The 13,021-nt window shown below is 40.3% G+C and carries 11 protein-coding genes; all 11 read right to left on the reverse strand.

All coding sequences use genetic code 11. The features are described 5' to 3' along the window. Positions 1 to 158: 158 nt before the first annotated feature. Positions 159 to 848 (reverse strand): sigma factor, encoded by a 690-nt coding sequence (locus AC0OMU_RS08465; protein WP_474241072.1) that lies wholly within the window; start codon positions 846 to 848, stop codon positions 159 to 161. A 453-nt stretch (positions 849 to 1,301) separates the two neighbouring features. After that, positions 1,302 to 2,255, reverse strand: coding sequence for a toprim domain-containing protein (locus AC0OMU_RS08470; RefSeq protein WP_474241073.1), 954 nt, complete (start codon positions 2,253 to 2,255; stop codon positions 1,302 to 1,304). Continuing rightward, positions 2,255 to 2,452, reverse strand: coding sequence for a hypothetical protein (locus AC0OMU_RS08475; RefSeq protein WP_268395457.1), 198 nt, complete (start codon positions 2,450 to 2,452; stop codon positions 2,255 to 2,257). Before AC0OMU_RS08475 ends, AC0OMU_RS08470 begins: the two co-directional genes overlap by 1 nt. 85 nt (positions 2,453 to 2,537) lie before the next feature. Further along, positions 2,538 to 3,803, reverse strand: a complete 1,266-nt coding sequence (locus AC0OMU_RS08480; RefSeq protein WP_474241074.1) for a DnaB-like helicase C-terminal domain-containing protein — start codon at positions 3,801 to 3,803, stop codon at positions 2,538 to 2,540. Positions 3,804 to 3,815: 12 nt separating this feature from the next. Beyond that, positions 3,816 to 4,586, reverse strand: a complete 771-nt coding sequence (locus tag AC0OMU_RS08485) for a P-loop NTPase family protein (protein WP_474241075.1) — start codon at positions 4,584 to 4,586, stop codon at positions 3,816 to 3,818. A gap of 12 nt (positions 4,587 to 4,598) precedes the next feature. Then, a complete protein-coding gene (locus AC0OMU_RS08490) occupies positions 4,599 to 5,390 on the reverse strand; it encodes a helix-turn-helix domain-containing protein (RefSeq protein ID WP_224067210.1) in 792 nt (263 codons plus the stop codon). Positions 5,391 to 5,723: 333 nt separating this feature from the next. Continuing rightward, positions 5,724 to 6,512, reverse strand: coding sequence for an N-acetylmuramoyl-L-alanine amidase (locus AC0OMU_RS08495; RefSeq protein WP_474241076.1), 789 nt, complete (start codon positions 6,510 to 6,512; stop codon positions 5,724 to 5,726). Positions 6,513 to 6,561: 49 nt separating this feature from the next. Next, positions 6,562 to 6,996, reverse strand: coding sequence for a phage holin family protein (locus AC0OMU_RS08500; RefSeq protein WP_185183774.1), 435 nt, complete (start codon positions 6,994 to 6,996; stop codon positions 6,562 to 6,564). A gap of 130 nt (positions 6,997 to 7,126) precedes the next feature. Further along, entirely contained in the window at positions 7,127 to 7,273 is a 147-nt protein-coding gene (locus AC0OMU_RS08505; protein ID WP_185183773.1) for a hypothetical protein, read from the reverse strand. A gap of 64 nt (positions 7,274 to 7,337) precedes the next feature. Next, complete coding sequence (locus tag AC0OMU_RS08510; protein ID WP_474241077.1) at positions 7,338 to 11,312, reverse strand: phage tail spike protein; 3,975 nt, start codon at positions 11,310 to 11,312, stop codon at positions 7,338 to 7,340. Between the two features lie 14 nt (positions 11,313 to 11,326). Next, positions 11,327 to 13,000: a distal tail protein Dit gene (locus tag AC0OMU_RS08515; RefSeq protein WP_224067217.1), complete on the reverse strand. Its 1,674-nt coding sequence runs from the start codon at positions 12,998 to 13,000 to the stop codon at positions 11,327 to 11,329. Positions 13,001 to 13,021 lie beyond the last annotated feature (21 nt).

A 13,021-nucleotide genomic window follows, 5' to 3' on the forward strand; every position in this document is an offset into this window, starting at 1 on the left:
AAAGTTTATACACTTTTTTCTTAGCTAAGTAATTAAGTAAGTAAGTAGGAGGCTGAGGAGCTTACTGCTCCCCCTCTCTCACTTCTATAATTAGACTGTCACCTTAAAACTGTGACAGACTGATTTCAAAGTTTCTCTCAGATGCAAAAGCTTCAAATCTAGCAAATGCTCTGCTTTTCTTTTTTTCTAGCAGTGGCAGGAGCTACACCTAGAGTATCTGTTAGAGCCTTAGTGATTTTTCTTTTGATGTCTCCTGACTCATGTGATGCTGTTAAGATCACAGAGAAAGTAGTCTCAATGATGGTCTTATCATCCTCTGAGGCATCCTGAGAAAAGTCAGTAATAAGCTCTTTAGCAAGTGAAAATACATCAGGAGTATCATTGCTCTCTACATTCTCTACAGCAGTGTTAAAGACTTCCTCTGTATCTGTAGCGTACTGATGCTCTACAGCAGAAAGGAAAGAATCTGTTCCACTATTTATAGAGGCATCCAGTGACAAAGCTTGTCTGTTAAATTGCTGAGACTTTCTTTGGTTAGCCTTAATGATATTGTCTTGTATTTTCCATTCAACACATCTTTTTAAGTGGGCTGTAAAATAGCTCCCTTTTTCTACATCATAGCTATCAATAGATGAGTAGACAGCAAGGTAAGCCTCTTGTACAAAGTCATCCTCAGGAACATTCAAGCCTCTTGAGTTGTTATAGAATTTGTATGCTAGATGCTCTGCCAAGTCTTTAACTGCTGACATGAGCTTATTAAATACTGCCTCATCTCTTGTAGCTTTGTACTCCATTGCTAATGCGTTAATCTCAGGGTTAGTAAGTTGAGTGTTTTCTAATGATTTCATAAATAATGACCTCTTTCAGTTTTTTGTAGTTACTTGAGAGCAGTTACAGTATTCTGTAATCAAAAAGGGCATAAAAAAATAAACCTCCTAGAAACCCAGTTTCTTAGCAAGACAGTATACTGTAAGCAAAAAGACAATAAGAAACTAGACCTCTGTTAAAAGGAGGCTTTCTGCATAAAAGTAAACTGTATTCTATTTTCATATATTACCCTATCTCATAACTGTGTTAGACATTGACACTATACTGTAATCACCTAAGTACTTAGTTATAATACACTATACTGTAATTGCCTGTCCATACTTAATTTCAGAACAACTGTTCTTTTTTCTGTTTAAAAATGTATAGCAATAGACCTCAGAACCTACAGCCCCAAGGGATATACCAATCTCTCACACTTTTTTAGGTCTTTCAAAATGGTTAAATAGACCTATCAATTAACAAAAAAAGGAGGCTTACAGAAAGGAAGGAGATAACCTCTCTACCTTCTCTGTAGCCTCTTTTAGTCTGTTTGGTGCTATATCATTTACATCTTTCAAACCATAAGGGATGGGCATTAAACTGAGGTCTAACTTGCCCATTAACCTTTTCTCCAAGTCCTTTCTAAACCTGTAGCCTGCATTATCATTATCAGTGGCTATAACAAGCTCCTCTATAGGTGAGTTAAGGAGTAGCTTCTCCTGCTGTTTTGACATACTGGCTGAGCCAAATGCTATGGCAGGTATCCCATGACTCCACAGGTACAATGCATCTGTCTCTGACTCTACAGCAAAGACTCTCTTGAGCTTGAGCTTGAAAATGAAGTGTAATCCAAAGATGTGCTGCTTGATCTTTTGACCATCCTCCAAGTACCAAAACCTTTTATCTCTGATTGACCTAAATTTCAGGTTAATGATCTCTCCATGTTTATCAAACCAACAGAAAACAATAGCCTGCTTATCTCTGTCATAACCTATCTTAAATGCCCTCTGTACCTTCTCTGTAATGCCCCTGTTAGTGAGGTAAGGGTTTCTATACATGAAAGGCTCTAACTCCTCTTTAGAGACAGTCCTGTAAGGTGCATCTATCTCAGGCAGCCATATGTCTAGCTTGAAACTATCCATGTCAGAGTAGATTGTCCTGTACTTCTCAAGCAAGTAATCTCTAGCCTCATCATAAGTGACACCCATAAGGAAAGAGAGCAACTTGATAAAGTTACCCTTTCTCCAATCCTCATCATAAGCACCTGAATCAATCCATGTGCCATCCTCCATATTAACTGCGAAAGAAGGAGTATTTTCTTCCCTGAAAGGAGAGCAGGCCTGTAGCTTGTTACCCCTTACTTTATACTTAGGGAAGGCATCAAGGTAAGGCTCAAGCTCCTCAGCTATATCAACCTCTAACTCCTGCTCATGAATCATTACAGCCATTAAGACTGCACCTCCCCCAAGATGACAACATCATCAAACTTAACCACTGTTACAAGGTTAGGCTCTTGATCTTTTCTGACAGCAAGGAAAGGCACAGCAACCTGTGAGCCATCCTGTACTACTGATGCTAAACTGCTGTCCTCCTTAACCAAAACCCTTCTCCCTACTAAACTGCTATTGTAAACCTGATATGACATGTGTATTCCCCTTCCTAGATTCCTCTTTATCTGTAAGCCAATTTCATGATTGACAGTATACTGTAACTCTGTAGGCATAACTAAATTAGATATAGTCAATGGCTGTAGCCTCCTTGATATACCCATGGTTAAAATCGCAATGTAAAGTTAGCTCTTTGTTGACATGAGGAGTCCTTGCCTTACTCAGCAATATTTTACCTACCCCATCTCTTTGGTCATAGCTGAGGATAGTACAGGCATCTTGAATAACTGCAATAGTCTCTGAGTACTGATGTATCTCAGGAGGCTTAACCATTCTAGCCCCAGTCTCATCATCCTCTTTGTTATCCTTCTCAGCACTTGTAGGAGTCTGATGGATTACTAGACCTGCTACCTGATGTCTGCCAAAGACCTGCCTAAGCTGTCTGCTTGTATTTGACATATTATTTCTATTCCCATCTTTGCCTTTATGGGTCATGAGGTTAAAGCCATCAATGATTACCATGCCAATATCAGGGTTAGCCTGTAGATCAGCCTCAATAACATCAATAGACAGCCCCTCAGGTAGATGCTCCATAGTCTTAATGATGTAAGGAGTCTCATTAGTGTCTTTAAAGTTATCAAGATATGATCTGTAAGCTTGCTCATCATCTAACTCTCCTAGTTTTAAAGCTGCATTGTTAAAGTGCCCAATTAGAGTGTCATTCCTTTGTGACTGCTGTACATTGGACAGCTCAGGAGAGTAATGCAGCACACCAAATTTATTAAGCCAAGCTGTCACCCCAATATGAGAGCCTAGCCATGACTTACCTCTGTTTGTGTATGCCTGTAATAAAATGTAATCTCCTAGTTCAAAGCCTCCACCTAACCACTTAGTCAAGCTGTCATATGGAGTAGGGATAAACTTAAATGATCTGTTTTCCTTATTCTCCTGATAAGTGTTCCATCTTTCATCCCCATTAACAGCATAGTTAACTCCTGAGTAGCTTGTAGCATTAGCCATGCTCTGTATCCTGCTAATCTCATTAGCCATCCAGTTAATGTACTCAACACCCTGTAACTCATCAAACTTCTTACCTGCTTCTTTTTGAAGCAACATGACAGCCTCTCTCTTTGCTGTGCTGTTCTTCAATGCTTTGGCTAAGTATGCAAAGCTGTCAGCAGTCTCAGGCAGGTAGTTAAAGCTCTCAAACTGCCCTACAACTGTCCTATAGTCAGGAGTCTGCCCATGCTCAGCAACATAGCTCTGTACAAACTCATAGACCTCAGGGATATTGTAAAAATCCACCTGCTTGATGTTATATTTATTCATTATGTGAAAGTTGTTTTCTTCTAGTACCTTACTTATTAGCTGATGCTCTATCATGCTCATGATTACTGCCCCCTACTTAAATAAGCTGTCAAGTCTGTTATCTTTGCCTGTGAAACCTAGTTTTACTGTCATCCCTGCAATCCTTGAGGCTATCCTGTCTCCTAAGCACTTAGACAGCTCCTCTAGGCTCACATTGCTTGTAAAGATGGTAGTCAGCCCATTAGTAGACCTATAATCTAAAATCTCATACAGCTCATCCTCATAAGCCTCAGAGATTCTACTGCCCCTAGTTGCAATATCATCCAGTACTACAAGCTCAGTCTTTTTGACTGCATTTTTTAGAGAGTAATATCTTTTACTAGCTTCCTCCTGCATCTCTCTTGTGCCCCTAAACATGGCATTGAAAGAGTTTTGCATTTCAGTTGACTTTACAAAGATTGCAGGGTTAATTTCCATGCCCTGCTGACCTTTCAGATAGCTTCTACACCTCTCAATTAGAAAGTGATTTAAAACTGTGACAGCAGAGGTAGTCTTTCCTGTACCTGTTCCAAAGGGATTGTCATTAGTAGGAATTGAGTACAGCAGCAAGCCTGCATTTTTCTCCTGTACAAAAGTCAGCACATTTCCTGTATACTGTCTGATGATCTTGTATGCCTTAGGGTTGTCCTCCTCAATAGGGAGATTAGACAGCCTAGCCCCCCTATACTTCTTAGGTACACCTGTAGTAGCCCACATGCCCCCTCTGCCACCTTCTACACCATGCATGAAGGTACAAGCAAAGCAAGTATAGTCACAGGTTCTAACCTCTTTATCAAATGAGCAAGTATGTTTTAATCCAGTCATTGTAAATCCCCCTTAAATGTTAAACAGGCTCATAGCTCTGTCTGTATCATCTTGAGCCTTAGCTGTTTCTATTTTTGTGTCTAACTGCTCTGCTTTGTCTGCACCCTGCTTATGGATGCCATAGGCTGTATTTGCTAACCAACTTGTAAGCATTGGAAGTGTAGGCAGTGGGTACTGTTCTGATGCCCACCTTTGCTGATACTGGGTTATAGCAATTCTGATAACAGCCTTTAGGGTTTCCTCATCAAAGTTAGGAAGCAGCTTCTTCTTGATCTGAGCTAACTCAAATCCATAGTTGAATACATAACCTGTACCAAAGGTATCCTTATACAGATCACCCCAGTAGATAGCCACATCTCTACTATTGAATGCTTTCTCTTTTTCTTTCTGCTTAGCAGGCTCTACAGTCTCCCCTACAATATCTGTATTAGTGACTTTGCCCTGATGGATGTAATAAAGGCTTTTCTGTCTCTTACCTCCACCTGTCAGTTCCCTTCTGAGTATGTGCTGACCATCAAAAGTGATCTCTAACATTTCATTGATGTTCTTATTTACAGTGGTAGGACTTTGCCCTGTCAGCTCAGCTAATTTCCTTTGACTAGGGAAGCACTTACCTGAGGCATCCATGTGAGAGACAATAGCCATCAGCAAACTAAATCTGTTAGCACCAAGCTCCTTGATTAACCCTGACTGTATTGCCCCTGCATCAATGCAGACTCTTAAACTTTCCTCTACACCATCTGATACAGTTGAGTACTCTCTTTTAAAGTCCACTGAGAGAATAGGCATTGATTTTTCTGTCATTCTGTTTCCTCCTACTTTGTTTCTGCCTTACACCTCTCTTATTAGATAGGAGTTTTAAACTGTGACACCTTAGACAAAAAAAATAAGAGAGACTTTGACAGCCTCCCTGTGTTTCTGCTATATAAAGATTCTTTGTTACAGTTTCTGATACATAACCTTATTACTTATAAAGAAAGATATATATATATAAGTAGTAATGTTAGGTAACAGTTTCTGTAACACTAAATGAAAGATTGTATCAGTTTCTGATACCTAACATTGTTACAGTTTCTGATACATAAAATGAGCATAAAAAAGAGGAGGAGCAATGAAGCTCCTCTCAGTTTCTTGCCATTATTTAACTGAGACATACTTTGTATTAGCAGTAATATATAGCCCTGATTTAAGCTGATACATCTTACTACCCTTAACAGTTAGCTCTTTTTTGATAGTGAATGCCTCACCTTTTTTAACAATCTTGCCCTTATCATTCCAGTCAGCAGAGTTGTAAGTGTAAAGCTGTGCTGCTTTTACAATGACCATCTTTTTACTGGAATTAGATTCCTTACTTGCTGTAGATGTTTTGGAGCTTGTAGACTTAGAGCCTAACAGCTTTTTAACACCTGCTTTGAAGGCAGTAAACTTAGAAGGGTCAGACACAAAAGGTGCAGGACAGTTTTTACCTGTAATGTCATAGTGCCTGTAAATGTCCTTTTCAGTAAGCTTGTACTGTTTGCACAGCTCAGCTACAACCTTCTCAGCCCTAGCAATTGTTTCAGCATGGATAGTACCATTTTTCTCTACACACATCTCTACACCAATGGTAGTCAAGTTTGCATTACCACCCTTGTAGTAAGATGCTGTAGCTTTAAACTTGGCAATTTTAGAAGGCTTGTCATTAGCATGGTAAGCAACTTCATTCAAAGGAACAATCAGCCTAGCCTCTTTCCTGTCTACAAAGATATGAGCAGAGGCATACCTTTCAGCAGCAATACAAGTGCCATTGAAATAGTTTCTCTCATTCTTAGCTGATGCATTAGGTGTAGCTGTCCAGTGAATAACAATGCCTTTAACCCCCAAAAGCTTCAAATCAGGTCTAGTGTATTCATTTACTTTCACATAATCTTTAATGTAACTAGCCATTTATATCCTCTCCTTTATTGTTTTTGAGACACAAAAAAGACCAAGAGTATTAACTCTCAGCCTTGTCCTTCTCATTCTGTAGCTCTTCCTTTTCAGACACTACTTGAGCAAGCTTGTCTTTAATCTGTGAAGGAATCTTTACTCCCAGCGCTGTAAAATTCTCAATGATTGACAGACCTTCATTACCAATTGCAAGCCAAGTCATCAATGTTCTAAACACTGGCATACCATCATTGACCAAGATGTCTAGCAGCGAAGCAAATACAATAGCAAGCAACATGCCTGCTTTCTTGATAATCCCCATGTGCATAATGGCAGATTTCAGCCTTTTGTTTTTAGCTCCCTTGAGCAACCCAGTTATGACATCCAGCAGCATCATAGCCACTAAGATAAATACTGCATTGTTATAGTGACCTGATACAAACTCAGTTACTGAGCCTACCAGCCCTACAATCCACACAGAAAAGTTAGATAAATAAGACACTTTTGAGACCTCCCTCCCTATCAGCTATCTATGTCTGTAAGTAAAAGACAATAAAAAAGGAGACCACAGACAATGACTGTCTAATAGCCTCCTTACTTCTATGTCCAACTGACATAACTTATTGAAAGTACTACTCAGCTTTTTCTGCTGATTCTTGTCCTTTTTCTTCCTGTAGCTTAGCAATTACAGCCCTTGATACCATCAGATCATGGTTAACCTTCTTTAGCTCATTTTGATACTGCTCAATAATAGTAGTAGTATTGATCTCCATTTCCACATACTTCACCCCTTTTACTTGTTCACTTCTATAATTAGATAAAGGCAAAGAAAAAGAGACAGTCTTATTGACCTGCCTCTAATGCATCTAACCTAGCCTCAAGCTTACTGATCTGCTCCCTTTGCTGTTTGACTAAAGGTATTAATAGAGTCCAAACCCTGTCATACTCAATACCTTCCACCTCTCTATGACCTTGCTCATCAGGTTCACCATACAGGACATACATGCCAAGACCTGCCTCAACCAAGTCCTCTGCAATTAAGCCATAATGCCTCTCCAAGAAAGGAACATCAAGGCTGTCAATGTCTACATTAGGGTCTTTAGCCTTTGCAGTGATATACTCAGCTAATTGCTCAGTGCCCACCTTGTCAAACCATGACTTAGGCTTTAGGTCTAATACCTTCTCTGCAAGCTCAGAAGTGTCAACTTCTTCAATCTCAAGCTTATACTTACTAGCAGATGTAGACCTTCCCAAAGTACCTGAGCTAGTAATATACATGTTAGGAGAGCTTGAGTATGTCCTGTTATAGACATCCATTGACCAAATCCTGCCCCCTGCTGAGTCACCATAGACATAAATACCACTTCCTGCTACAGAGGCATCACTCTTAAAGATAGATGTACCATTAGAAACAAAGTAGGTATTTCCTGTACTTCTCCCATGAAATGAGCCTTGTATCCACACTGCTCCACCTGTAGTGACTGTCATCTGTGGTGTGCTTCCTGTGGCAAACTGTAAATCACCTGAGGTATTATTCATACCATAATCAGCCTCTACAATCTTCCACCCATTACCACTCAGCCATTCAATGCCCTCACCTGAGCCTGGGTCATTAATAGTGATATGGTTAACATTGGATAAATTATGGTTTTTCATATCAAGGTCAGTATTTACAGCTAAAGAGCTATACCCAGTGGATAAGGACTTTGCTTTTACATCTCCCCAAACATCTAAGTCTGACCACACCTCTACTTTGTTGTTAAACACAGTACCAGTAGCAGTACTAACATAGATGTTATCAGCAATTAGCTGTAATTCCCCATCATTTACAATGTGACCTAAGCCTAAGCCCATAGCTTTAGTGCCATCAGTGAAAGCAACACCATCCTGATACACTTTTGCTAAAGATTCAACTTGAGAGAGGTCTACATTGGCTGTGTCAGGGTCAGTAACACCTGCTTTAAACCTGACAAATCTAAACTCTCCTCCATCAAACCTAGCATTATTGACCTTATTATCAATAGTCTGATTAGTCTCAATAACAGCGCCTTTAACAGTTCCACTGAAAGTAGCTGTACTTCCCAATACAGCCCCATCAAAATTGATCTTTTTAGCTGAAAGAGTAATCAGCTCAGGAGATTGGTTAATTGCTGAAATGACACCATTTTTCTCTACCTTAGTAGTGATAGAGTCAGCAGTCTGCTTGATTGAGGTTGCCATTGTGTTAATTGATCTCTGCTCATTGACTAGGATTACAAAGCCTGCATCTGTACAAGAGTAATTGCCATTCTTCTCAGTATCAAAAAGGCTAACCCAGTTAACTGAGTCCTCTGATACCTGTACCTCATGCTTGTATGACCTAAGATCAGACCAATACAAGTAAAGGTGAATGTAATCAACATTGTCATAGACTTGACCTAGATCAATCTGCACCCACTGTGAACCATTTCCTATAGAAGTATAAGGATTATAGGAGCTGTAGTTATCATCTGTCATGACAGTAGGATTAGTCATTGTAGTGGATGCTGTAGGTGTTTTCCCTTTAGCAAGGTTAACCCCTTCCTGCATAACTCTCAGCTCTACAATATGGTTGCCTGCATTGGTAGTGTTACCATTCATAAGAACCCTGACATACCTCATTTTCACAATGTCTGCCCCAGTCCTTCTAGCAATATCCTTGACCTCTGTAGCTTCTACCTTAGACTCTAAAGCCTCAGCAGTAGCAGTGATCTTGGCTGTATTGCTCTTTAACAGCTCTGATAGCTTGTCATAAGAAGAACCTTCTAAAGAAAGTGTAATCTCATCCTCTACCTGCTTAATTCTACTCTCAGCAGATGTAAACCTCTGCACCCTGCCTGTCTCATCTGTCTCATAATCAGTTTTTGAGACTCTTGAGTTTACAGCATTGTCTACCTCTGTCTTAGTGTATGTCTCAGCAATATTAGCCTTGTTTTTAAGCTCCCCACCTACATACTCTAAATCAGCCTTATCAGCAATGGCAGTGTTAAGTGTGTCCACTGTTTCATTGAATTTAGTCAAAGGTGTTTTCTGATCTAACTCATACTCTACAGACTGCTTAAACTCATCCAACTCCTCAAAGGCAGTTACTACCTGAGTGACCTGCTTTTCTTGAGTAGCAATGATAGCAGAGCTATTGACAGGAACAATAAAGCCCTCAGAGGATTCTTTATGAGTGCCATGTCTATCAGAGTTATACAGCCTTACCCAGTTAACTCCATCCTCAGAAACATCTGTGTAATGACCATTGTAAGACCTTTCATCACCAAAGTAATGCCACACTCTGATGTACTCAACATCCTCAACAACACTGCCAAGATCAAGCAGCACATACTGTGAGCCTGTAGCTGTACCTACAAGAACTGTAGAGTCTGCAATCTCATCAGTCAGGTACTCAGGGTTAGTAAGCGCAGCAGAGCCTGTAGGGATGATACCTTTAGCAATATTGACACCTTGCTTAAATACCTGTAGCTCAGCCCATTGGTTAGAACTGTCTACATCTGAGCCATTTATCCAGTCTCTGATATATCTCACTTTTAACCTCTGTGCTTGAGTAGAGAACAAATCATCTTTTGTAGGTAACTGGCTGATGGTATTCTGCATCTGAGGGATCTCCTCAGCCTTATTCCAAATTTCTTCCTTAGCAGAGACTTTGGCTTGTAGCTGTGCGATCCTTGCATTAACAGGAGGCACTACAGCAAGATAATCCCCTAGCTCTACAGCATCATTAAGGGGATTAGTCAGAGACCTGCTCAGCTTTCTGATTCTAGCTGTAAGGTAAAGCTCAGGCTGTACTGTCTTGTCCTGCACAAAGATTGTATCTCCCAGTGCTACCCTCTCATGCTCATAACCTGCGATCCTCTCAAGCAGAGCTACCTCCACCTTATAAGTCAGCTTAGGTCTATCATTTTCCTGCAAGGCTGCTACAGTATTACTGAAAAGCTCCTGAGGAGAAGTGGCATTATCATCCTTGAATACTCCAAAGATATGCTCCCCATTGCTGTACAGCTTTAGGGCTTCCTCAGAGTAAACATAATCACCTGTTATCTTGTAGCCTTTAGGGATAAATTGGGTAACACCCGGCGCATCCTTGAAGGTAAGAGGTGTGCCACTTTCATCAGTTTTACCTACACCTATAAGAGCAGTAACTAAGCTACTCCTGTCCTCAATCCTCTCCACACCTGTAATGTCCTTACCATGCATGAAAGGCTTTCCTGTTTTGTTCCCTAACTGCTCATACACAGAAACTCTCTGAGCAATGATGGTAGTACCTTTAGTGACATATTCAAAATCAAGCTCACCACCATACTGCTTAACAACAGAGACAAGTGCCTCAAGCTTTGTTGGATAGTCCTCTATAGTTACATCCTGTGTGCCAAGATCATCAATAGAGCCTTTCTCCCAAGGCATACCCTCTAAGATATGGTCAAGCACCTTATCAATAGTTACAGATGTGAAGGTAGTAGGTCTGACCACTCCTTTTATTAAATCATCCTGAGCAGATACCTCAGCATAGACCTCTTTATAATAAGTATTTGTATCAGAGGTCTCAGTAGTCTCAATAATCCTGTATAGCCTGTAATCTCCTTCATATTTAGGATACAGAAGGTAGTTACCTGCTACTACAAGGTTAGATTTCTCATGGTTAGCAGGGATTGACAGAGTAAGAGTATCAGTCATCTCATCTAAGTCTCTCTCCTGTAGATCATCATAAAAAGGCAAAGAAAAAGGCATCCTGTTAGACAGGACACCTATTGTCACCTTATCAAAATCAAGCAGATATATATTTTGCATTTCCATTAACATTTTCCCCCTTACAGTGTTCTTTCTGTGTATGTGATTGTTCCATTAATGAATGAATTATAAGGAGTCACTATCAGTCCATTCTCTCCCTTTCTCAGCTTAATAAAGGTGCTAGCAGGGTTAAGGTACTCAAAGAAAGGCTGACCATTTTTTAGTATTGCTCCTGTTTCATTGTCAATCTCTAGTACATCTCCTGCCCTCATAATTAAAGGTACTTGCTCCTCTTTTACCTGAGTATCAAGAGTTTTTACCCTGATGTCCTTACAAGCCATGTAACAAGCAGTGTTAGTGTTATAAGCCATCACACCAATCTGCGCCTGTGCTACAGGTCTTGTGTAAAGCTCTCTACTGTCAGACCACCTGTAGTAGAAAATCCTAGTGTATCCTCCACTCTCATTCTCATTGTAGAGGCTGATGTACCACACATTTTTATTCCTTTTGATTAACCAATAGCCATCAAGGTTGTTATGCTTACTAGGCACAGTCTTACTAAAAATGATGTCAACATTGAGACCATTAATAAGCTTTACCTCTGCTGTAAGTCTCCTTGACTTAGAGGTGTCATCCCTCACTGAGGCTACAAACACTGGATAGCCATTAGAATCATTGAGCATAAACTGATTTCTACCCATTTTGTCAGCTTTGTAGGTCTCAGCAGTAAAGATGCTGTACTTAGAACCTGCTGGCATATAGTATCCATTCTCAAGCTTGTACCACCCATTACCTGTCTTTTGCAGGACATTGTATTTTTCCCCTACTTTTCCTGTTTTCTTGACTTTGTACTTAGTGGATGAGCCTGCCCTCATGCTTACACTTGTCCTAAGCTGTACAGTGCCTATATATCTGTAAGTAGCATCAGTATCAATCCTAAAAGTGTACTGAGTCTCAAAGTTAGTCACTGATTGTGCTAGTGGTTTTACTACAGATGCACCATGCCACCCACTGCCTGTGCCATAATCAAGACCTGCCTGCCTGATTTCAACATTTCCATAAACCTCCATAGAGCCTGTGATTGTTCCATAGTTTTGAGATGCAGGCACTGTCCAACCATTCAGTGACTTGAGGTAGTCCTTTAATGCCCATCCTCCTGCATCTACCTTAGTATCTGCATCAGCATCTACAGCTAGTGGGCTGCCAAGGTCAATAAAGTCCTCTCCTGCAACAATAGAGAAGTCAGTTACATCCTCAGTCATTTCAAATCTCAGCTGAGGGTAAGTATCTGCATTTCCTGTATTAGTTAGCTCCAATACATCCCCACTGTATGAGTCAGGTATCAGGTACTCTCTTTCTAGCCCATAGATATAAGGGTCAGAACAGGTAAAAGTCAGTGTTCCCTCTCCATAAAGAAAAGACTCCTTAATGTCAGAGTCTCCTGTAAACTTAGCCTTGTAATACCTGTTAGGGTTATCCCCTAAGATCAGCTCTTTTTCTTCATCATAGTAGAGCCATGCTGACAGCTCCTCTAATAGACTAGGCAACACATTCTCCTCAGGAGATACAATAACTACATCTATGCTTATCTCCCTGCTGCCTACTGTGTTCCCATAGTCATAAACACCTGCCCTGCCCCCTACAGCCAGTGTGTTCTGACTAACAGGAGGTAAGATACTGTGATTGATATTAATTACCCTGACAAAACTAGGCATAGGCAGCTCATTAAAATAAATTCCTGCAAATTCAGCCATTTAAATTCCCCCTATAAAATA

The organism is Bacillus sp. FAU18 (assembly GCF_056033885.1).

Excerpts from the sequence above, each read along its gene's own strand:
- AC0OMU_RS08465 (WP_474241072.1), bottom strand. The coding sequence starts at position 848 with ATGAAATCATTAGAAAACACTCAACTTACTAACCCTGAGATTAACGCA.
- AC0OMU_RS08470 (WP_474241073.1), bottom strand. The coding sequence starts at position 2,255 with ATGGCTGTAATGATTCATGAGCAGGAGTTAGAGGTTGATATAGCTGAG.
- AC0OMU_RS08475 (WP_268395457.1), bottom strand. The coding sequence starts at position 2,452 with ATGTCATATCAGGTTTACAATAGCAGTTTAGTAGGGAGAAGGGTTTTG.
- AC0OMU_RS08480 (WP_474241074.1), bottom strand. The coding sequence starts at position 3,803 with ATGAGCATGATAGAGCATCAGCTAATAAGTAAGGTACTAGAAGAAAAC.
- AC0OMU_RS08485 (WP_474241075.1), bottom strand. The coding sequence starts at position 4,586 with ATGACTGGATTAAAACATACTTGCTCATTTGATAAAGAGGTTAGAACC.
- AC0OMU_RS08490 (WP_224067210.1), bottom strand. The coding sequence starts at position 5,390 with ATGACAGAAAAATCAATGCCTATTCTCTCAGTGGACTTTAAAAGAGAG.
- AC0OMU_RS08495 (WP_474241076.1), bottom strand. The coding sequence starts at position 6,512 with ATGGCTAGTTACATTAAAGATTATGTGAAAGTAAATGAATACACTAGA.
- AC0OMU_RS08510 (WP_474241077.1), bottom strand. The coding sequence starts at position 11,312 with ATGGAAATGCAAAATATATATCTGCTTGATTTTGATAAGGTGACAATA.
- AC0OMU_RS08515 (WP_224067217.1), bottom strand. The coding sequence starts at position 13,000 with ATGGCTGAATTTGCAGGAATTTATTTTAATGAGCTGCCTATGCCTAGT.